The sequence below is a fragment of the Actinoplanes sichuanensis genome (assembly GCF_033097365.1).
GTDB lineage: Bacteria > Actinomycetota > Actinomycetes > Mycobacteriales > Micromonosporaceae > Actinoplanes > Actinoplanes sichuanensis.
On the sequence record NZ_AP028461.1, the window covers coordinates 2,796,303 to 2,815,955 of the forward strand.

The 19,653-nt window shown below is 68.8% G+C and carries 18 protein-coding genes and 2 pseudogenes; 13 read left to right on the forward strand and 7 right to left on the reverse strand.

Going from position 1 to position 19,653, the window contains the following annotated elements; genetic code table 11:
- Positions 1–153: 153 nt before the first annotated feature.
- Together Q0Z83_RS12445 and Q0Z83_RS12450 are read left to right on the forward strand one after the other, a co-directional pair.
- The gene (locus tag Q0Z83_RS12445) at positions 154–531 is read left to right on the forward strand and encodes a DUF2795 domain-containing protein (RefSeq protein WP_317794033.1); all 378 of its coding nucleotides are present in this window, start codon (positions 154–156) and stop codon (positions 529–531) included.
- 85 nt (positions 532–616) lie between these two features.
- Positions 617–1,546 (forward strand): DUF389 domain-containing protein, encoded by a 930-nt coding sequence (locus tag Q0Z83_RS12450; protein WP_317794034.1) that lies wholly within the window; start codon positions 617–619, stop codon positions 1,544–1,546.
- A gap of 38 nt (positions 1,547–1,584) precedes the next feature.
- Here Q0Z83_RS12450 and Q0Z83_RS12455 read toward each other — a convergent pair whose 3' ends face one another.
- Positions 1,585–2,541: a sensor histidine kinase gene (locus Q0Z83_RS12455; protein ID WP_317794035.1), complete on the reverse strand. Its 957-nt coding sequence runs from the start codon at positions 2,539–2,541 to the stop codon at positions 1,585–1,587.
- Positions 2,538–2,705, reverse strand: coding sequence for a hypothetical protein (locus Q0Z83_RS12460; RefSeq protein ID WP_317794036.1), 168 nt, complete (start codon positions 2,703–2,705; stop codon positions 2,538–2,540). The genes Q0Z83_RS12455 and Q0Z83_RS12460 overlap by 4 nt, the downstream gene beginning before the upstream one ends.
- Positions 2,706–2,898: 193 nt before the next feature.
- Between Q0Z83_RS12460 and Q0Z83_RS12465 the strand changes: the two genes are divergently transcribed.
- The 5 genes and pseudogenes from Q0Z83_RS12465 to Q0Z83_RS12485 all read left to right on the forward strand — a co-directional run.
- Positions 2,899–5,955, forward strand: a complete 3,057-nt coding sequence (locus Q0Z83_RS12465; RefSeq protein ID WP_317794037.1) for a WD40 repeat domain-containing serine/threonine protein kinase — start codon at positions 2,899–2,901, stop codon at positions 5,953–5,955.
- 266 nt (positions 5,956–6,221) lie between these two features.
- The gene (locus tag Q0Z83_RS12470; protein ID WP_317794038.1) at positions 6,222–8,234 is read left to right on the forward strand and encodes a M3 family metallopeptidase; all 2,013 of its coding nucleotides are present in this window, start codon (positions 6,222–6,224) and stop codon (positions 8,232–8,234) included.
- A gap of 86 nt (positions 8,235–8,320) precedes the next feature.
- Entirely contained in the window at positions 8,321–9,208 is an 888-nt protein-coding gene (locus tag Q0Z83_RS12475) for a hypothetical protein (RefSeq protein ID WP_317794039.1), read from the forward strand.
- A gap of 29 nt (positions 9,209–9,237) precedes the next feature.
- Positions 9,238–9,696 carry a hypothetical protein gene (locus Q0Z83_RS12480; RefSeq protein ID WP_317794040.1) on the forward strand — a complete coding sequence of 153 codons (459 nt, stop codon included), beginning with the start codon at positions 9,238–9,240 and terminating at the stop codon, positions 9,694–9,696.
- A gap of 159 nt (positions 9,697–9,855) precedes the next feature.
- Positions 9,856–10,044 (forward strand): annotated as a pseudogene (locus Q0Z83_RS12485) (HAD family hydrolase); the annotation flags it as partial.
- Between the two features lie 98 nt (positions 10,045–10,142).
- On the opposite strand, the gene Q0Z83_RS12490 reads toward Q0Z83_RS12485, so the two are convergent.
- Positions 10,143–10,478: a PCC domain-containing protein gene (locus tag Q0Z83_RS12490; RefSeq protein ID WP_317794041.1), complete on the reverse strand. Its 336-nt coding sequence runs from the start codon at positions 10,476–10,478 to the stop codon at positions 10,143–10,145.
- A gap of 5 nt (positions 10,479–10,483) precedes the next feature.
- Positions 10,484–11,278, reverse strand: coding sequence for a helix-turn-helix domain-containing protein (locus Q0Z83_RS12495; protein WP_317794042.1), 795 nt, complete (start codon positions 11,276–11,278; stop codon positions 10,484–10,486).
- 596 nt (positions 11,279–11,874) lie between these two features.
- Here Q0Z83_RS12495 and Q0Z83_RS12500 point away from each other — a divergent pair.
- The 3 genes from Q0Z83_RS12500 (at position 11,875) to Q0Z83_RS12510 (ending at position 13,427) form a co-directional block, all read left to right on the forward strand.
- Positions 11,875–12,099 (forward strand): hypothetical protein, encoded by a 225-nt coding sequence (locus tag Q0Z83_RS12500; protein WP_317794043.1) that lies wholly within the window; start codon positions 11,875–11,877, stop codon positions 12,097–12,099.
- Positions 12,099–12,320, forward strand: coding sequence for a DUF397 domain-containing protein (locus Q0Z83_RS12505; protein WP_378078153.1), 222 nt, complete (start codon positions 12,099–12,101; stop codon positions 12,318–12,320). The genes Q0Z83_RS12500 and Q0Z83_RS12505 overlap by 1 nt, the downstream gene beginning before the upstream one ends.
- A 300-nt stretch (positions 12,321–12,620) precedes the next feature.
- Complete coding sequence (locus Q0Z83_RS12510) at positions 12,621–13,427, forward strand: helix-turn-helix domain-containing protein (protein WP_317797069.1); 807 nt, start codon at positions 12,621–12,623, stop codon at positions 13,425–13,427.
- A gap of 28 nt (positions 13,428–13,455) precedes the next feature.
- Here the strand turns inward: Q0Z83_RS12510 and Q0Z83_RS12515 are convergent, their stop codons facing one another.
- Positions 13,456–13,662 (reverse strand): DUF397 domain-containing protein, encoded by a 207-nt coding sequence (locus Q0Z83_RS12515; protein ID WP_317794045.1) that lies wholly within the window; start codon positions 13,660–13,662, stop codon positions 13,456–13,458.
- A 309-nt stretch (positions 13,663–13,971) separates the two neighbouring features.
- On the opposite strand from Q0Z83_RS12515, the gene Q0Z83_RS12520 reads away from it, so the two are divergent.
- A complete protein-coding gene (locus Q0Z83_RS12520) occupies positions 13,972–14,916 on the forward strand; it encodes a GGDEF domain-containing protein (RefSeq protein WP_317794046.1) in 945 nt (314 codons plus the stop codon).
- Between the two features lie 114 nt (positions 14,917–15,030).
- Here the strand turns inward: Q0Z83_RS12520 and Q0Z83_RS12525 are convergent, their stop codons facing one another.
- Complete coding sequence (locus Q0Z83_RS12525) at positions 15,031–15,957, reverse strand: NADP-dependent oxidoreductase (RefSeq protein ID WP_317794047.1); 927 nt, start codon at positions 15,955–15,957, stop codon at positions 15,031–15,033.
- 174 nt (positions 15,958–16,131) lie between these two features.
- Between Q0Z83_RS12525 and Q0Z83_RS12530 the strand changes: the two genes are divergently transcribed.
- A complete protein-coding gene (locus Q0Z83_RS12530; protein WP_317794048.1) occupies positions 16,132–16,737 on the forward strand; it encodes a GIY-YIG nuclease family protein in 606 nt (201 codons plus the stop codon).
- 13 nt (positions 16,738–16,750) lie between these two features.
- Here Q0Z83_RS12530 and Q0Z83_RS55765 read toward each other — a convergent pair.
- A pseudogene (locus Q0Z83_RS55765) lies at positions 16,751–17,125 on the reverse strand (NgoMIV family type II restriction endonuclease); the annotation flags it as partial.
- A 139-nt stretch (positions 17,126–17,264) separates the two neighbouring features.
- On the opposite strand from Q0Z83_RS55765, the gene Q0Z83_RS12535 reads away from it, so the two are divergent.
- On the forward strand, positions 17,265–19,631 hold the full coding sequence (locus Q0Z83_RS12535) for a choice-of-anchor L domain-containing protein (RefSeq protein ID WP_317794049.1): 2,367 nt from the start codon (positions 17,265–17,267) through the stop codon (positions 19,629–19,631).
- The last annotated feature ends 22 nt before the right edge of the window (positions 19,632–19,653 follow it).

The following is a 19,653-nucleotide window of genomic DNA, read 5'->3' on the forward strand; positions in this document are numbered from 1 at the left end:
GGGCGGGCGGTACCGGCTGACCCGGTCACGACATCGGACGCTCCCCGGGCGCGATGTCGTCGAACGCCAGATGACCGGTCCGGCACCACGCGACCGCCACGGCTGTCCCCGGCAAGGCCGGTTGTCTCGGTTCGCCGCGGGTATGCGGCGGCCATGGAACGAGTGAGCAGCAAGCACGGGCCCCGCCTCGACGAGGGCATGAAGCACGAGGTGCGCGGCCACGTCCAAGGTGTCGCCGGTGGTCGGGCCGAGGAGTGGAAGACACCGGAACCGGCGGGCGAGGACCAGCCCGAAGCCGGCCGGGTACCGAACGCCGACGACAGCGCGGACCTCAGCCGCTTCGGCACCTACATCGGGCTGTCCAGCATGCCCGGCGACCGGCAAGCCCTCCGCCATGGCGCCGCGGCCCTGGGAGCGCCGGACGACGTGCTCGACGACCTGGACCGGCTCCCCGACGGCGTGGAGTTCCACACCGTCACGGAGATCTGGGCGGCGCTCGGCCGCGGATCCGCCGACCGACGGCCGGGCTGACCGAGGCGTCGGACCTACCCGCCCCGCCATCACCTCGACACCGCGGCGCATAGGATTCCCGTCTCGGTGATCGTGAGGGGCGGGCATGCTTCATGTACGGGTGATCGCGCCGAAACGCGTCACCGACCAGGTGCTGGATGCGCTGACCGCGGACGAGGCGGCCACCCACGTGGTGCGCCTGCCGGACGTCGCCCTGTCGCCGCCCGGTGACGTCGTCGAGTTCGACGTCGTGCGGGAGGGCGCCAGCACCGTCCTGGACCGGCTGCGCGGTCTCGGGATCGACGACGACGGCGCCATCGTGGTCGAACGCGTCGACGCCGCACTGTCGGCATCGGCGCGGCGGGCGGCCCGCCGCGTCCCCGGCCTGGGCGTGGACGCCGTGGTCTGGCACGAGATCGAACAGCAGACCGGCGAGGAGACGGCGCTGTCGGCGTCGTTCCTGGCGTTCATGACCATCGCCACGGTGATCGCCGCGATCGGGGTGCTGCTGGACCAGCCCATCCTGATCGTCGGGTCGATGGTCGTCGGGCCCGAGTTCGGCCCGCTCGCCGCCCTCTGTATCGGCCTGGTGCAGGCCAAGACGTACCTGGTGCGCCGCTCGCTGGTGGCACTCGGGATCGGGTTCCCGTTCGCGATGGTCATCACGGTGGTGGCGGTGTGGCTGCTGACCGCCGCCGGCCTCGTGGACGAGTCGATGCTGCTGGCCGAACGGCCCCTGACCGACTTCATCTGGCGTCCCGACGCGCTGTCCTGGGTGATCGGCTTCCTCGGCGGGGTGGCCGGGATCCTGTCGCTGACCTCGGCGAAGGCGGGCACCCTCGTCGGTGTGCTGATCTCGGTGACCACCGTCCCGGCGGCGGCCAACGCGGCCGTCGCCGTCGCCTACGGGGTACGCGACGAGGCACTCGGGTCGGCCCTGCAGCTTCTCATCAACCTGGCCGCCATCGTCCTGGCCGGGGTACTGACGTTGCTGGTCCAGCGGGTGGTGTGGCGACGCGCGCAGCGCACCGGTTGACGGCCCTGCCCGGACGCTGCCGGGCCGGCGGCAGACGGTCAGTGGTGCGGATTACCGGCGGTCAGCCGGATCGTGAAACCGTCGGCGTGCCGGTACAGGGCGACATGGTTGCAGGACTGGTGGGCGATCCACAGCCCGAGGCCGCCGTCGGCACCGTCACCGGCGGGCAGCAGACCGGCGAACGGGTTCTGGGGCCCGTCGCCGGTGTCGGTGACCGTCACGACGAGACGGTCGATGCCGCTCCACACCCGGAGCCGGACCGGCCCGACGCCGTGGCGCTGGGCGTTGGCCACGGCCTCGCTGACCGCCACGACCAGATCGTCGACCTCGACGGGGGCCAGGTGGCCGCGGTCGGCCGCGCGGATCACCCGGCGCGCCGCGGACAGGGACGGGTCGACCAGGTCGGCGGCGGGTTCGCCGCTCTGCACGGGGTCGGGGGCCGGAGCACGCCGCTCGCCGAGGTACAGACGCGGGTCGGTGAAGCCGGCGTTGGGCAGGCACCGCCCGTCCGGCAGCATCGTCCGGGGATGCGTGCGCAGGACGTCGGCCAACGCGGCCGGCGGGGTCGTACGGGTGTCGTAGGCGCAGATGCTCCAGAGCGGGAATTCGTCGTAGGCGTGGTTGATGGCGGACTCGTAGCGGGCCCACCAGTCCCAGGTCACGCCTTGAGCGACCGAGGTCAGCTCACCGAAGATGCGGATCTGGGACGCACCGGCGGCCAGATGTCCGGCCAGCAGCCCGCGGTATGACCGGATGGCTGAGGCGGGTCGCTCGTACACCGCTCCACCGGGCAGGAAGGTGACCGCGGCGCCGGCCGGAAGTGCGGCCCGGACCAGTTCGGCGTTGCGCCCGTCGAGGACCACCACGCTGGGTTCGCCGGCGGCGGCTCCGCCCATCAGGAAGGGAACGGCCAGGTCGAGCAGTTCCTGATCCGAGCCGAAGCACCCGGCGGTGTGGTAGTAGCCGGCATGCCCGGCGGCGGCACCCGTCCTCATCGCGTCGGCTCCACGCGCACGTCGGGCAGCCCGACCAGTTCGGCGAGACGAACCGCCGAGCTCAGGGCGGTGCGGACCAGGACTGTCATCCGTCGCTGCCGGGCGTAGCGGTGCAGGGTGATGAGTGGCCGAGGAGGTCGCCGTGATCGGTATATGACCAGCACGTAGGGGAGGACAACGCCGCGCTGGTCATGACGGAACAGTAGCCGCCGCACTCTCGCCCGGCGCCGTGGAGGTCACCGACCGGTCCGGCCGGTGCCCGACGGCCTGCGGGTCGATGGCATCGGCGACGCCGTGTTCTATATTCAGCCGGAAGATCCGCAACGGCCGAGCTCGATGGGTGGCACCGCAGTGACCATGACGCCGCTGCGTTCCGGCGACCCCGAGCGGCTCGGGCGATACCAGCTGCTGGGCCGGCTCGGCGCCGGCGGCATGGGCACCGTCTTCCTCGGCACCGGCCCCGACGGGCAACGGGTCGCGGTCAAGGCCATCCGCCCGGAGTGGTCGGCCGACCCCGCCTTCCTGGCCCGTTTCCGCAGCGAGGTCAAACGCGCGCGGGAGGTTCCCCCGTTCTGCACCGCCGCGGTACTGGACGCCGACGTCGAACACGATCCGCCCTACCTGGTCGTCGAGTTCGTCGACGGGCCCAGCCTGGCCGGTGTCATCGCAGATCGAGGACCCCTCAACCCCTCCGAGGTGTACGGGGTAGCCGTCGGCGTGGCCACCGCGCTCGTCGCCATCCACGGTGCCGGAGTCGTGCACCGGGACCTGAAACCGGCGAACGTCCTGCTCGCCGTCGGGCTGCCCAAGGTGATCGACTTCGGGATCGCCCGCGGTGCCGAGCTCAGCGCCGAGCTGACCGGTCCTGATCAGGTGATGGGTACGGTCGGCTACGTCGCTCCGGAGAGTCTGGACGGCTCCGGGAAGGCCGGTCCGGCCGCCGACGTCTTCGCCTGGGGTGTGCTCATCGGCTACGCGGCCACCGGCCGTACCCCGTTTCGCGGTGACTCCCCGATGGCGACGATCGGCCGGATGCTCACCCAGCCGCCCGATCTGAACGGCATCCCGGACTCGCTGCGCGACCTGGTCGCCACCACCCTGGAGAAGGATCCGGCGGGCCGGCCGACCGCCCGGGAGCTCCTCGACTCGCTGCTCAGCATGGGCACCACCGACGTCTCGACCGTCACCCCGGAACTGCGGGAGGCCGCTCTCGCCGCCCGGGCTCGCTCCCGGCTGCGCCGATGGCCGAAGCGGGTGCTGACCGCCGCCGTGGTGGCCGTGCTGCTGGGCGGAGCCGGGTTCGCCGCAGTGCAGGCGCGTGCCGACGCTGATCGCGCCTCCGACCAGGCGAGACAGCAGGAGCGCGAGCTGGTGCAGCAGGATCTGCTGGCCCGGTCGGCGGCGGCGTTGACCGCCGATCCGGGGCTGGCGTCGCGGCTGGCGGTCAGCGCCTACGGGATGGACCGGTCGGCGCGCAGCGGTGCGGCGGTGATGGCGGCCCTGGCCACCGGGTATGCGGGGGAGTTGAGCACGGGCTCGCCGGTGGTCAGCGCGGCGTTCCGGCCGGACGGCAGGTTGATCGCGGTCGGTGGCGAGAGCACCGTCGAGTTGTGGGCGGGCGTCACCCGTACCAGAGCATTGCCCTCCGGTTTGGGAAAGGTGAACGAGCTGGCCTTCAGCCCGGACGGCCGCACCCTGGCCATCGCCGCCGACCGGTTGACCCTGTGGAACGTCGCCGCTCCGGCCGCACCACGCCTGCTCACCACCCGTAACCTCGAGTCGCCGGTCATCGATGTGCGGTTCAGTGCGGACGGATCGCGGCTGTTCACCGTCGCGGGCCGGGCGACCGTGTGGGACGTCCGCGACCGGCTCCGGCCGCGCGCGCTCTGGGACAGCACCGGCACCGCTTTCCCGACCGTGATGAGCGCGGACGGCACCCTGCTCGTCGGCACCGGTGACGACGGGCGGCTGACGATCTGGCGCCCCTCCGGGAGCCGGATCGTCACCGGGGTCTCGACCGGCGTCCCGGTCGCCTTCGGCGCGGACGGCCGGATCCTGGCGGTCCAGGACGGCGAGAAGGCGATCCACTTCTACGACCTGACCGATCCGGCCGAACCCCGGCGCCGCGGCACCATCACGGTCTCCGGAGACCGGTTGGCGACGACCGAATTCGATCCTTCTGGTACGGCCATCGCGCTCGGCCGGATCGACGGCACGGTCGAGGTGTGGAACGTCGCCGACCCGGACTCCCCGGTGCAGACGAAGGTGATGACCCGGACCGGCGGGTGGATCACCTCGATCGACTTCAGCCCGGACGGTGCCCGGATCCTGACGCCGGGACCACGCCTGACCGGGTCGGCGATGCTGTGGCAGATCGACGGGTTCGCGCCACGGCGCCGGGCCACCCTCAAGGGCCCCACCGTGATCCCGGATCGGACCGTCTCGGTGTCGGCCGAGGACGTGGTGGCCGCCGGTTCGGCCGAGCACCTCGACTACTGGGACGTCATCGACGCCGGAAACCCGCGGCCGGCCGGTACCGCGACACTGCTGCCGGCGGCCGGTGCACCGCTGGTGAGCAGTACCTACGCGGTGCACGGCACGACCTTCTACTACACCAGCGGCAGTCTCTACGCGCTGACCGCGGCCGGCCCGCGCAACGTCTTCCCGGACCTTGAGGCGGGTGCCGTGCTCGACCTGGAGCCGGTCCGTGGGCTGGTCGCGGTCCTGGCCGACGGCCCGCAGCGGCAGATCCGGATCCACCGGCTGGCCGGTGGGCAGAAACCGCCGTTGGTCGCCGCCATACCGGCCGTGAACGTGTTGACCGCCCGGTTCGGCCTGGCCGGCGGCACCCTGGCGGTCGCCGACAGTGCCGGGCCGCAGAGCGGCAGCAGCAACGTCACCGTCTGGGACCTGGTCGACCCGGCGGCGCCGACGAAGACCGGGACACTCGCGGTGAACAGCGTCGGGCCCGCGGCGCTCGTCGCGGGAGGCGCGTTCACCGTCACGGTCGGTCAGGATCTGACGGTCTGGAACAACCGGGACGGCAACGACCGGTCGGTACGGACCGCGCGGCGCACCGATTTCGGCCGGCCCGACTCGCTCGCCCTGTCCGCCGACGGCTCGCTGCTGGCGGTCACCTCGGGCGGGTCCACCGAGATCTGGAGTGTCGGCTTCGCCAGCGATCCGGTGCTGCTGGCGGTGGTGGGCGGCCGGACCACCGGTTCGGCGTTCAGCTCCCGGCAGCCGCTGCTGGTCACCGCCGAGCCGGCCGGGGTGGCGCTCTGGGACCTGGTGCCGATCCGGGCGGTGCTGCGTGACCCGCTGCCCGCGGCCTGCCAGCAGACCAGCGGCCTGACGGCGCAGGAGTGGGCGGCGTACGCCCCGGGCCTGCAGTTCGAGCGCCCCTGCGGGTGATCGGCTCGGGCCCCTGCCCGTCGTGTCCTCTCTCCTGGTGGTTTTATGCTGAAATAGCCAACTGAAGCCGACAAAACACCACCGGCTTCCCGTCCCATAAGCGATCTTGGAGCGGCCTGGGCCGTGTTCGAACCGATGCCGGAGGACCTCCCGTGCGACGCCGCGTCTTTCTGCAGTCCGCCGCCATCACCGCCGCACTCGGATCGCCCGGCCTCTCGAGCCTCGCCCGCGCGGCAGAAAGCGGCCGGGGGGATAGGGTGTTCGGGGTGTGGACTGGAGAGCATGGCGGCTACCCGCCCTTCGACCAGGTGAACCCGGCCTCGATCAGAGCGGCGCTCAACGAGGGCATGGTGCTCAACCGGGCCGAGATCGCCGAGATCGCCGGCGTGACCGAGGCACCGACCTTCGCGAACACGATCGTCGCGCTCGAGGACAGCGGTCGTGCCCTGGACCGGGCTCGACGTCTGTTCAGCGTCTTCACCTCGACGATGAACGATCGGGCGATGCAGGACCTGCAGACCGAGATGTCGCCGGTGCTGTCCGCCTTCGGCGACGACATCATTCAGAACGCTCGGCTGTTCGCCCGGATCAAGGCCGTCCACGACGGCCGGGCCGCCGCCGGCCTGACGCCGGAGCAGGTGCGCCTGGTCGAGACCTACTACCAGAGATTCACCAGGCAGGGCGCGGCGCTCGACGACGCCGACAAGGCCACGCTCAAGGACCTCAATCAGAAGCTCGCCTCGCTCTACACCAGGTTCAGCCAGAACGAGCTGGCCGACGAGGAGGACTATCGGCTCACCATCGAGACCGAGGCGGACCTCGAGGGCCTGCCCGAGTCGCTGCGGGAGGCGGCCGCGGCCGCAGCCGAGGAACACGGTCTCAAGGGCAAGTGGGTCTTCACCAATACGCGTTCCTCGATGGAGCCGTTCATCACCTACTCCGCCAAGCGCCACCTGCGGGAGCAGGGCTGGCGTATGTGGATCATGCGCGGTGGCAACGGCACGGCCACCGACAACAAGGCCGTGATCAGCGAGATCCTCCAACTCCGTAGTCGACGGGCCAAGCTGCTCGGTTTCGAGTCGCACGCCCACTGGACCGTCGAGAACAACATGGCGAAGACGCCGCAGGCCGCCATCGACCTGATGATGAAGCTGTGGGGGCCGGCCCTGCGGCGCGCCCGGGAGGAGATCGCCGACATGCAGGCGATCGCCGACCAGGAGGGTGCCGGCATCACGATCGAGGCCTGGGACCACCGGTTCTATTCGGAGAAGGTGCGCAAGGCGAGGTACGACCTCGACCAGAACGAGGTGAAGCTCTACCTCCAGCTCGACAAGATCCGTGACGGCATGTTCTGGGCCGCCGAAAAACTCTACGGCCTGCACTTCGCCGAACTCCACGGGCTACCCGTCTACCACGAGGACATGTCGGTCTACGAGGTGACGCGCGACGGCGAGCGCGTCGGCCTGTGGTATTTCGACCCCTACGCCCGTGCCGGCAAGAACTCCGGTGCGTGGATGAACGAGTACCGCACCCAGGAGCGTTTCCGGACCGAGGTCACCCCGATCGTGTCCAACAACTCGAACTTCGTGAAGTCGGGCACCGGCCCCGTGCTCATCTCCTGGGACGACGCCGTGACCATGTTCCACGAGTTCGGCCACGCCCTGCACGGTCTCAGCTCGAACGTCACCTATCCGCGTCTGGCCGGTACCGCGGTCAAACGCGACTTCGTCGAGTTCCCCAGCCAGATCAACGAGCACTGGCTCCCGACGCCGGAGGTGCTCGAACGGTTCGCCCTGCACGTCGACACCGGCGCGCCGATCCCCGCCGAATTGCTCACCAAGATCCAGCAGTCGCTGAAGTTCAACCAGGGCTTCAGCACGGTCGAGTTCCTGGCCTCGGCGATCTACGACATGAAGATCCACCTGGCCGCGACGCCGGACGACCCGATCGATCCGGACGAATTCGAGAAGAGCTGCATGGCCGAGATCGACCTGCCGAGGGAGATCGTCATGCGTCACCGCCCGACCCAGTTCGGGCACATCTTCTCCGGCGACTGGTATTCGGCCGGCTACTACGTCTATCTCTGGGCCGATGCGCTGACCGCCGACGCCTGGGAGCTGTTCGAACAGAAGGGCGTGTGGGACCCGGCCACCGCCAAGTCGTTCCTCGACGACATCCTCGCGGTCGGCAACGCCGTCGCGCCGGACGAGGCGTTCCGCAGGTTCCGCGGCCGCGACGTCGACACCGAGGCGCTGATGCGGTTGCGCGGCTTCGCCTGACCGTCCTCCGGCGGCAGCCGAAGCCCCGCACGGGCCGGCTGCCGCCGCACGCCGGTCCTTTCCCGGCCCGGGTACGCTGCGGCGTTGTGATCAGCGCCGACAGCACCCCGGAGTTCGACCGCTTCGGCCCGTGGATCGACGAGGTCCGCGACTTCGACGACCTGCCGCGCCTCTATCAGAGCGCCGGGATCGACCCGGCCGCCTACCGGCTGGTCCTGAAGGTGCCGCGGGACATCGAACGGCGCAATGCCCACCCCGACATGCATCTGTACGACTACCTGCTCGCGGTCGACGAGGAGAATCTGACCGTCCTGGCCCGCCGCGACGACCACTACGACACCCACCGCATCCCACACGACCGGATCGCGGCGATCGCCGACAGCGTGCGGCTGCTCAACGGGCTGCTGAGCGTGCACACGGTCGACGGGCCGGTGGTGACCGTCCGGTACAACGGGTCCGCCAACGGGCCGATCCGGGAGCTGATCACGCTGCTCCGGCGGTGGTATGTGCCGCAGCGGACGACGGTGCCCGCCGATGCGTACCACGTCGAGCCGGTGTTGGACCGCGCCGACACCGGCCTGCTGACCGACTACCACCGGATGGTCACGCAGGAGCCGGGGATGCGGCCGGTCAACGTCGCCGGCCGACGCGTGGTGACCCCGGTCGCCGGGCTCGCCCGGGTCCGCGGCAAGGTGTGGCCCACGGTCCTGCACGCCTCGATCGTGGCCGCCGACGACCGGGAGATCCAGGTCATCCACCGCCGCGACTGGTTCACCGGCACCGGCGACGACCTGTCCTCGGCCCGTACGGTGTTGCCCCGCAGCCGGATCACCGGCATTCAGATTCAGCCGCACCCTGCCTACCGGGGTGTCCAGGTCCTCACCGTCCGGGCCGGCGCCGCCGGTCTGGACTTCTTCCTGGCCGGCGGCGCGCTGGTCGAGGCCGTCCTGGCCGGCCACCCGGTCAGCATCTGACATCGATCGACCTGATAGCTTCCGCGATCATGAGGATGAGGGTTCTGGTGTCGGCAGTGGCATTGTCGGTGCTGGTCGCGGCCGGGGTGGTCGGCTACGTCGCGGTGCTGGGCGTCACCGTGGACGCGACGGCGGAGAACCTGACCGCCGACTGGCTCAGCGCCGAGCGCACCGCTGCCATCAGCCTGAACAGCGACGGGACCTTCACCGCGAGCGGCATCAGCCGTTGCATCGGCGAGGTCGGCGTCGTCGTCGACGGCTCCGACGGCCCGATGGATGTGCCGGTCCCCGACGGGGCGGGGGAGTGGCACGTCGAGCCGGCCGACCACGTCCTGCTCATGGACTTCCGGTCACCACGGCGGATGCAGCTGCGATGGCAGGTCGAGACGGTGAACTGGCAGTTCCACCCGGCCCAGGTGAATCTCACCAGTCTCAACCCGCCGACCAGCGCGGACGGGACCCTCGGCCACTGCTCCCTCCAGGCCTGAACCGAGCCGGATCGGCCCGGAAATCCGTCGCGAAAGCTACAGAGGTTCGAATCCTCTACCCGCCACCACAGGCACAAAGAGGCCCCTGAACAGCCGATTCGGCGGTCAGGGGCTTCTTTCGTTGATCTCACTCAGTCTCACTCGACCGCGCTGGATCTCACCCGCTGTGCCCTGGTGGGTGACTCGCTCTCCGACATCGAGGGCGCACACGCTGCGGGGGTACGAAGCATCGCCTACGCGAACCGGCCTACGAAAGAAGAACCGTTCCGGCAGGCCGGAGCCGACGCAGTGATCACGAGCATGGGAGCCGTTGCACGGATCCTAATCGAACGCGCTGAACACGAATAGGCCCAGAACCGGACTGTGCGGCTACTTCGAGAATTGATTCCAGCCATGCCATGCGACGGATTTTGCGGCCCTCCACCATCATGTGGAGGGCCGCAAAATCAGCTTGCCAACGGCGTGACGTAGGCATGAACAAAGAATTCCCTTACCGTCGCGGAGTGCAGATGTCCGCCGGTTACGAAGTCCTCCGCGTACAGCGTGACGTGAATGTGTGGCTTGCCGTCCCAGATTTCTCCGGTTCCGCTCAGCTCTAGCGGCTGATCGTAGGTGCGCAGGTAGTCAGTCAGCGCATCATCTTTCTTCATAACCGAGACGGTCGCCGTCTGAACGGCTCCGATCAGGGTCATCGAACCGGCGGTTACGCCTAACTCAGCAAGAGCCGCCCCAATCGTCGCCAGAACTTCCTGATCTTTCTCGACAGTGATCAGATGCACCATGACTCCTAGATTTTCAGGGGGTCGATACCTGCCAGGGCGGAACCGATCGCGCGAAGATTCTCGGCTGCCGTCTCCACACGGAGAGCCGAAAGAAGGGCTCCGGAAACGGCCTCAGGATTGCTGTCCCGGCTCCGGTAAAGGGCGAGAGCGGCGCACCATCGGGCGCCCGCGTCGTAAGGGTTCGCCAGTTCCTCAGCCATACGCGCTACCTGGACATCGGACAGCGTGCCGCCCGTTGTCGACCGGGCAGCGTCCTCCCACGGGAGGGCGAGAACACGGCTGAGGACGGCCGTGGCGTACAGCTCCCGCACGTCTCCGTCGGTGCGTAGGACGGTGACGGCTTCCGTGCCGGCCAATGAGGAACGGGTCTTCGCGAGGATGCCGGCAGAGTTCACCCGGAGAACGGCTTCACCCCGATGGCTCCATTTCTTCAGAGCCGCAAGGGACGCCGCATCCTGGGAAACGATCGCGGCAATCGCTTTATCGGTGGCGTGACTGGTTTGTAGCTCCGTCAGCAGGCCGCTACGCCCGTTCGTGATCTCATGCGCTATCGCCGTTGCCGTGTCGTCCTCCGAACCGGCAGCGAGAATGCCAAGGCTTCCCAGCAAGAGACTTCGACGCTTCAAAGAATCCCCTAACGCTTCCTCGTATTTCCGTATCACGTCGGGGGTCGCCTGACGTACGCCGTTCTCAATGTTGCCGAGGTGCGAGCGGCTGTAACCGGTTCGCTTCGCCAATCCGGCCAGGGACAGGCCGGCTGAGGTTCGCGCCTCTTTCAAGATCGCGCCTAGCTGGCTCATCCGCTACCCCTGATCCCGAACTGAAGCGGGTTGAAGACACCCGCTGCCTTTGGCGTGGCTGTCCGCAGGTCAATGCTGAGCCGAAAGGAATCATTACTCACCTGGGGGGCGAAGTGGTAGGCGGCATCGCGATCGTGTTTCTGTGTCTGGGCTTCGCGGCCGGACTGACCCTGTTCAGGGTGAAGAGTCGATGGTGCCCCCGGTGCGGTGAGAACACGATGCCGCTATCCAGTCCTGGCCCGATCGATCCGGCCACCCGACAGACGGGGCGGACAGCGTGAGTCTCCGCGAGTACCCGCCGGGCGCGATCTTCCACACGTCGTCCTGCCCGGAGATCAACGGTCATTCCGCACCGAGTCTGCCGGTCCTCCAGGCCGTCACCGCGAACCCGAGTCACCGCTACTGCCTCTGTACTGGCGGCGGCCCGGATACCGCGCCGTACGTGGTCATCGAGCGCGTCGAATACGGCCCGCACATCTACGTGCCGTCGTCAAATCGGCCTCGTGACGCGACCCGCGCACTGTGCCGGACGTGTCGCGGTACCCACGGCGATAGCGCATCGGACACATCGAGCGTGGCAGGGCCGGTGATTCCACGTGTATGAGCCGCTGGTGGTCGGCCCGCGCGAGCTGGACCAGGAGTGGGCGGAAGTATGGATCGACACGGGAGCCGGCCCAGGGTTCGTGACCCGAGTGCCGGCCGCCCGGCTCACTCTGGCGTCGATCGACGACGGAAGCGGCGATGACGCCATCTACAACCTGTGCCTCGCACACGAAGACGTCCCGGTCGGAGCGACCGGGCAGGAGGGAGAAACATCATGATTGAAGTCAAGGGCATGAGCGTCGAGTTGGACGGTGCGGAGTGGTTCAAAAGCAGTTTCAGCGGCCCGAACTGTGACAACTGCGTAGAGGTCGCGTTCGTCGGGCAGGCGACCGCGGTCCGCGACTCGAAGAACCCGGACGGTCCGGCGCTGCTTTTCACGCCAGACGAGTGGTCCGCGTTCCTGGAGGGCACTCGGCACGGCGAGTTCGACCGGAGCTGATTCCACAAGATGGCGGCCGGAAGCATCGGAGTACTTCCGGCCGCAGCTAGGTTTTCGGATTCGAAGCCGGATCAGTCGGAGGCAAGAGGTTCCATGCCGGAACGGGGCCTATTTGGAATCAGCCCCTCGACCGTTGGCGACACGTATAAGCGACACAGACGCTGACTTGTAAACACGTCGGGGGTGCAACGAAGGGTTGACTGTCGGCAACGCGACGTTGCGGGTACGGTAATCTGCGTCACCGTCCACAAGGGTTGGCAAGGCGGAGGTCAAAGCGTGCCGGTCACAGGCCAACGCGTGGTGCGGCGAGCGTTGGGGCGGCGGTTGACGCGGCTGCGCACAGCGTCCGGGATGAGCCGCCGCGATGTGGTGGATTCGCGGTTGGGTATCTCGGAGCCGACGCTGCACCGCATCGAGACGGGCAAGGTGCCGGTCACCGGGGCCAACGTTCGTGCGCTCTGCTGGCTCTACGGCGCGGACCAGAGCATCACCGATGCGCTCGCCGACCTCGCGCTGGGCACGTCGCAGCAGGAGTGGTGGGACGCCAGCCCGGTGATCCCCGAGTGGTTCAAGCTGTACGTCGGGCTGGAGGCGTCGGCGTCCCGGATGTTCGGATACGACGGTGAGGTCGTTCCCGGCGAGCTGCAGACCCCGGACTACGCACGCGCCATCTTCGGTGCCGAGCAGCCGGCCGACGTGGAGGTCGCCGAGCGCCACATCAACCTTCGCATGCAGCGGCAGAAGACGCTCTTCGCTCGTCTCCCACCGGTGCGCCTCGTGACGGTGCTCGGCGAGGGCGCGTTGGCCCGGCCGGTCGGCGGGGAACAGGTGATGAAGGGGCAGATCGAGCATCTGCGGCGGCTGGCCCGAGAGGAGACGGTCGACATCCGGGTGCTGCCGTTCTCGGTCGGGGCGCATGCGGCGATGGCCGGTGCATTCCGGATCCTGGAGTTCGACGACCCGGATGATCCCGACGTGGTCTACCTCGAATCCCACGTCGGTGCCCTTTACCTGGAAGAGCAGGTCGAGGTGGACGAATACCGGCGGATCTTCGAGCTCATCGGCGACGTCTCGGTGCCGGTCGGCGAGTTCGAATGGGCGAACTGAGAATCCGGTCCTGAGCGGGCCGGCGTGATCAGTCGGTCAGCAGCCGATCGAACTCGCCGCGCTTGGCGCCGAAGAGGAACGAGTCCCACTCCTCAGTCGTGAACACCACCGTGCCGGCCTCGCGAGCCTTGCTGTTACGGACCTCGATGAGGCCGTCCTGGCGGCGGGCTTCGACGCAACTTCCCCCGTTGCCGGTCGACCTGCTGGAAATGATCCAGTCGGTTTCACTTTTCATCAGTGCTCTTCCTTCTTGAGCTGCTCACTGTGGGTAATCGGCCTGCCACTCATTGAGTGACTGAATGCGGCCTGCCCGAACTGCAAAATCAGGATTCCCCGTCCACGGTGGCGCTTTCGTCATGAAAGTGCACGCACCGAGAGTAGCCGAAACCCGCTTCGGATGCACCATGTCACCGTGACAGTTGTCCCCGTGAAATCTTGCACGGGTCCGGAGCGGCTGCGATGATTCCACTGTGGCGCCTGGCGATCCGTCGCCGTCGACTCGACAGCCCCGCGCTGGCCCGCCAGAGTCTTGAGAGGACGGCTGATGCGGATCCTCGATCCTGCCGCCGCCCACCCGGGCGGTCCGTTGTCAGATGACGCCCGGACCCAGCCCGAAACCGCCCGCCTCCAGGCCCGCATCGATCAACTCGCGGTACACGTCCAGCAGTTGGAGCAGGAACGAGCCTCCCTGCGCTGGATGGCCGGCCACGACGAGCTCACCGGACTCGCCAACCGCCGCCACTTCCAGTCCGTCGCCCCGGAGATGCTGCGCCGCCCCGACCGCTCGTCAGCCGTCCTGGTCCTCGACCTCAACGGCTTCAAGCCCATCAACGACACCTACGGCCACGACGCCGGTGACGAAGTCCTCTGCGTGATCGCCCGGCGTATGGCCGCCGCCCTCGGCGACCAACTGGTGGCCCGCTTCGGCGGCGACGAATTCGCCGCACTGCCCCGCGCCCCACGCGCCGACGTCCCACCGACCTGGTGGCACGAGGTGGCCGACTCGCTCAGCGCCGCGATCGCACCCCCGATGAACGTGCTCGGCCACCGCCTGTCCGTCACCGCCTCGATCGGCGTCGTACCGGCCGGCCGCTCCAGCAACCTCCCCGACCTGCTGCGCCGCGCCGACCAGGCCATGTTCAGCGCCAAACGGCACGCGAAGACCACCGGCAGGGCCGGTATCACCTGGGTCGTGGCGACCGAGGACGGCGACCACACCGAGACGTACGAACCGGCCACCGACCCCGAGCCCGCCCCCGGGCCGACCGCCTCCGCCTCCGCGGTCGCGTACCGGCCGGGCGACCCGGTATGGGTGCACCGCAGCGGTGCCCGCCGCGCCGGAGTGATCGAGGGCGCCTGCGAATGGGCGGCTCTGGTCCGCTACCGGGGCCACAACGGCCCCGGCACGATGGTCGACACGATCCCCACCAGCAGCCTCACGGCCCGCGCCGAAGCCGACCCCTACTTGGACCGCAAGCCGGTCAAGTGACGTCGACTATCCGGCTCGCGGTCCGGACCCGTACCTGAACCGCAAGCCGATCAACTACCCGCCCATGAATGAACGGGCGGGGGCCCGCCTTACGGACTAGCTGAACGGCTTTCGTCAGCCGACCGTCAGGACGAGCTTTCCGCGCAGCCCGCCGGCCAGCACCCGCCGGTGTGCGTCGGCCGCCTCGGTCAACGGCATCGTGACCGCCACGCGCGTGCGCAGCCGCCCGGCCGCCACCTGCCCCACCAGATCGGCCAGCAGCTCACGGTCGTGCCGGATGAGCTGCAACTCCTGACGCACACCACGGTCCGGAACCAGGGGCGGCGTGGGCCGGGTCGCGACCACGATCCCCCGGTCCTCGACGACGGCGGCCGCCGCCTCACCGACCGGAACCGCGTCGAACACCGCACTCACCGACCCCACCGCCGCCAGATCGGCGGAACGGGAGACCACCTCGTGCACGCCGAGATCACGGACCCACTGCTCATCGCCGTCATTCGCCTGCGCGACGACACGGTAGCCGCCCTGAAGCGCGAGCTGGGCGGCGAAACCGCCGACACCGCCGCTCGCACCGGTGACCAGAAGAGTGCTCCCGCCCGACAGCATGGCCAACGACACCAGCGCCAGCCCCTGATGTGCGGTCTGGACGTTGAGCGGCACCGTGGCCGCGGACACGAAGTCGAGCTCGTCCGGCAGCGGCACCAGCCAGTCCGCGTCGGCGGCCACGAACTCGGCATAGCCACCCGGATTACCGCGCGTCAAATACCACGGAATCATCCCGACGACCCGGTCACCCACGCCGAAGTCCGTCGTGTCGGGGCCGACCGAGGCCACCTCACCGGCGATGTCCCAGCCGGGTGAGAACGGCGGCGGAACCGGCCCGCGAGGAATCTCCCCGGTCGTGGCGGCGATGTCGGCCGGGTGCACACAGACCGCGCGGACCCGGACCACCACCTGCCCGGGCCCCGCCTTGGGCTCGGGCAGCTCGGTCACCTGCAACACCTCAGGACCGCCAAGCGCGGCCGCGACGACTCCCAGCACGCGTCCACTCTAGACCGTCGTCCCCGGATTCATAGCCCCGCTCCCGGGCGGCCGCCGTGCCCTGACCGGGGGCGGGCCCGTTCACCGTCGGCTCTGTGGCAGCGGGTGCTTGCGCCGTACCGGCAAAGGGTGTTGATCTGCCCTTACGATCCGGCCGGCACCTAACATGGCGCGGTGACTGCTCCAGAGACGCCGACCGGTGATGTGTCGCCCGCCCTGATCCGGGCCGAGGCGGCGTTGCGGCTGCTGACCGGCGTGCCGGTCGCCGTGGACGTCGCCGTGGCGCGACTCGGCCGGGGCAGCGGTGTCTACGCCTGGTGGGCGGGCCCGTCGGTCTTCCCGGAACTGCCCGGCCCGCCGAACGAGAACGTGCCGTCGCTGCGCATGCTGTACCTGGGCCGGGCGACCACTCTGCGCGGCCGGATCCTGCGCAACCATCTGAGGCGGTCCGGGAGTTCGACGCTGCGCCGCACACTGGCCGGTCTGCTGGTGTCCGAGGGATACCGGACGACGTGGACTGATCGGGTCGTCCTGGTGCCCGAGGACGAGGCCCGGCTGACCGCGTGGATGCACGCGAACCTGCGGCTGACCTGGGCACAGGACGCGGAGCCGGGCTCCATCGAGGCCACCCTCGTCCGACGGCTGCACCCACCGCTGAACGTGAGCGGGGTCGATCCGGCACACGTGCAACCGGCCGTGGTCGCCGCGAAGAGACGATACGACGAATCGGCCACGGCGGAGGTCGTGGACGGGGCCTCGCCGGTCGTCGAAAGAACCTGAAGCGCAGGTGATAGTTGGCGTAGATCTCGCCGGTGCCCCGGGTCAATGAGACCAGACGGCTCGGTAGGGGCTCAGCGGTCACCACGACCAGATGCGGTAGCCGGCCGTGGCGGTTGCGGACCAGGACGCCGAACTCGGTGCGAATGTTGTCAGCCCGGTCGGATCGCAACGTGAGCTTCGACGAGACGGCGGCGTGCAGGACGTGCGGTGGTTCCTTGTCGGGGTTGGGTAGGGCCTCACCGGGGTCGGGAAGACTCCGCCTCTCCGCCCAGGCCCAAACTCCATGCGCGCTACTCGTGGTCGCTCCCGGCGGCGCCGATCCGAGTCCAATCTTGAGCAGCCCTTGAACCGGTGCTGAGCCAGTGGGCCGAAGGTGAACGCGTCCCAATCATCTGGTGGTCCGGCAGGTACCGCGCGCCCTCTTTGCGTACGCGTCGGATTCTCGAATCATTTCCAGGAGTTCATGCGTGAGGCATTCGCCCCGCCGTTCAGCAACCGTCGCAGTCTCGTCCGTTGCGCTGGTCGGCATGCTGGGGAGTGCTGCTCTGGCAGCACCGCCCGGTTCCGGTGACGGTGTCATCGTCGTCGACTTCGAGACTCCCGAGTCCGTTCCCGCACTGACTTCCGTGACGGGGAAGTCCGGCGCCCTGTTCGCGTCGAAGGCGATCGCCGGCACCAAGTCGACCGTGCGGCTCACTGTTCCCTCCGGCCAGTACGACGTCGTACCGGAAGCGGTCGCCGCCGGCGGCAAGCGATATGTCGGAGTGATGTCCGCACGCAGCCTGTTGGTTCGTGCCGGCCAGACGAAGTCGGTCACGGTGACCTATCGTCTTTCCGAGGGCATGCAGGAAGCGCACGTCACGAAGGTGACGGACACGGCCGTTTCGCTCGGCTGGACGACTCCCACGGGCACCGCCGTGGAGGTCCGTAGGACGGAAGGGGATCAGTCCGCGGCGAAGCGGTCGGACGGCGTCGCGGTCGCGACCTCCGGTTCCGGACTTCTGGACGAGGGCCTCAAGCCGGGTACGCGCTACAACTACTCGTTCTGGGCCAAACCCGGTGACAGCCCTCTGGGCATCGACCAGCTCAACGGGCCGTTCGTGCTCACGGTCGGCACGACGGACTCCTCCGTATCGAGCCAGCCGTCCTACGTCGTCACGCCAGGCGCCTTCCTGGCCAGGGCGACCGATCTGAAGACCGTCGCGCCCACCGGCTCCGGCGTGCGTGTCGGACTTGCCGACGGGGTCTCCCCGCCGGCGCCGGGCGCAGGGGTGGTTCTTCCTGTCTCTGCGGTGCTGCGAGGCGGATACGTCGGCACCGTCGCGGACATCTCCCAGGACGGCCGGGTCATCACACTCGTACCCGGTGGCATCGGCGACGCCTTCGACTACTATCACCTGAAGATCGACGATCTGAGCACCCTGCCGATGCAGCGGATCACCGAACCCGAGCCGGCCACCGCGTCGGCAGCGGGCGTGGCCAAGGCCGCAGCGTCACCCGACACGGAGTGCGGCAAAGCCACCACCGAGGCCAAGGTCATCGACTTCGATCCGGGCTTCCAGATGGCCGGCCATTTCGAGACCACGGTCAACACCCGCAATGTTCTCGGCGCTGACATCCCGACCGGTGTCTCGCTTGACGTGGAGGCCGCCGTCACCGTGTCCGGGGCGGTGACAGCCAAGGTCAGAGGCATGCTGGCCTGCCAGATCAAGGTCAAGTCCCTCATGATTCCGTTCCCGGCCGGCCCGGTTCCGATGGGTTTCTACTTCAAACCGACGGTCAAGGTCGGCGTCGAGGGCGCGATCCAGGTGTCGAACCTCGGCGCCGCGGTCACACTCGGCTTCCAGTTGAACGGCCACGCGGGCTTCGACGGCGCGAACCAGTTCGAGGGCAATCCGATCAGTACGGCGCAGCCGCTGACCCCGCAGATCGACGCGGTGAGCGGCGGGCTCTTCGTCAAGGTCAGCGGGGACGCTCTCATCGGTCCCGGCGCCGGCACGACGGGCACGGGTGTGATCGCCGGGATCGGCGGCACGCTCGTCCCGTTGGAGGCCCACGCCAACGTGGTCGTTCCCGCGACGGCGGGCTCGGCCCCCTGTCTGACCTTCACCGCTTCCGGCACTGTCGGCGTCATGGTCTCGGTCCGGGCCTGGCTGGGCTGGTTCGACTTCAAAGCCGACTACGTGGTTCCCGCGCTCCAACAGACGGCGGAATACCCGGGCTCACCATGGGCCTGGCCGACCAAGTGCGACAAGCCGATCAACCCCTCCGACAACGTCCTCGGCGATGGTGTGACGAAGGTCGATGACGACGTCGCCGGCAGCCCGGACCAGTGGGGGCACCTCGACGGATTCGCGCCGGACGGAAAAGCGTGGGTCCTGAGCACGGGGCGCATCACCGACGCGACCGGTTCGCCGGGTACGCAGGCGAGCACCAGCCTGGGTAACCCCGGCAATGCGACGCTCTCCTCGTACTCGGGACAACAGACGTACGACGCCGCGTCGTACCGGGTGACGCTCGTTCCTACCGGAAGCACGCTCAACGTCAAGTACGTCTTCGCGAGCGAAGAGTACCCGGAGTACGTGGGCAGCAGGTTCAATGACGTGATGGCGATCTTCGTCAACGGCACGAACTGCGCTCTCGTGCCCGGCACCGACAGCCCCGTGTCGATCAACACCGTCAACCACCACACGAACTCGGCCTACTACGTCGACAACAGCGCCGGGGCCTCCGGCTATTCGACCAGCTACGACGGTCTCACCACGCCGTTGGTGTGCAGTGTTCCGGTGACGCCCGGTGTGCCCACCACGGTGGAGATCGCGGTGGCGGACGCCGGCGACGGGATCTACGACAGCGCGGTCGCCCTCCTCGACAAGGGCATCTGGTCGAACTAGAGGTCATGGTGTCCAAGAGATC

Excerpts from the sequence above, each read along its gene's own strand:
- Q0Z83_RS12445 (WP_317794033.1), top strand. The coding sequence starts at position 154 with ATGGAACGAGTGAGCAGCAAGCACGGGCCCCGCCTCGACGAGGGCATG.
- Q0Z83_RS12450 (WP_317794034.1), top strand. The coding sequence starts at position 617 with ATGCTTCATGTACGGGTGATCGCGCCGAAACGCGTCACCGACCAGGTG.
- Q0Z83_RS12455 (WP_317794035.1), bottom strand. The coding sequence starts at position 2,541 with ATGAGGACGGGTGCCGCCGCCGGGCATGCCGGCTACTACCACACCGCC.
- Q0Z83_RS12465 (WP_317794037.1), top strand. The coding sequence starts at position 2,899 with ATGACGCCGCTGCGTTCCGGCGACCCCGAGCGGCTCGGGCGATACCAG.
- Q0Z83_RS12480 (WP_317794040.1), top strand. The coding sequence starts at position 9,238 with ATGAGGATGAGGGTTCTGGTGTCGGCAGTGGCATTGTCGGTGCTGGTC.
- Q0Z83_RS12490 (WP_317794041.1), bottom strand. The coding sequence starts at position 10,478 with ATGGTGCATCTGATCACTGTCGAGAAAGATCAGGAAGTTCTGGCGACG.
- Q0Z83_RS12495 (WP_317794042.1), bottom strand. The coding sequence starts at position 11,278 with ATGAGCCAGCTAGGCGCGATCTTGAAAGAGGCGCGAACCTCAGCCGGC.
- Q0Z83_RS12515 (WP_317794045.1), bottom strand. The coding sequence starts at position 13,662 with ATGAAAAGTGAAACCGACTGGATCATTTCCAGCAGGTCGACCGGCAAC.
- Q0Z83_RS12520 (WP_317794046.1), top strand. The coding sequence starts at position 13,972 with ATGCGGATCCTCGATCCTGCCGCCGCCCACCCGGGCGGTCCGTTGTCA.
- Q0Z83_RS12535 (WP_317794049.1), top strand. The coding sequence starts at position 17,265 with ATGCTGGGGAGTGCTGCTCTGGCAGCACCGCCCGGTTCCGGTGACGGT.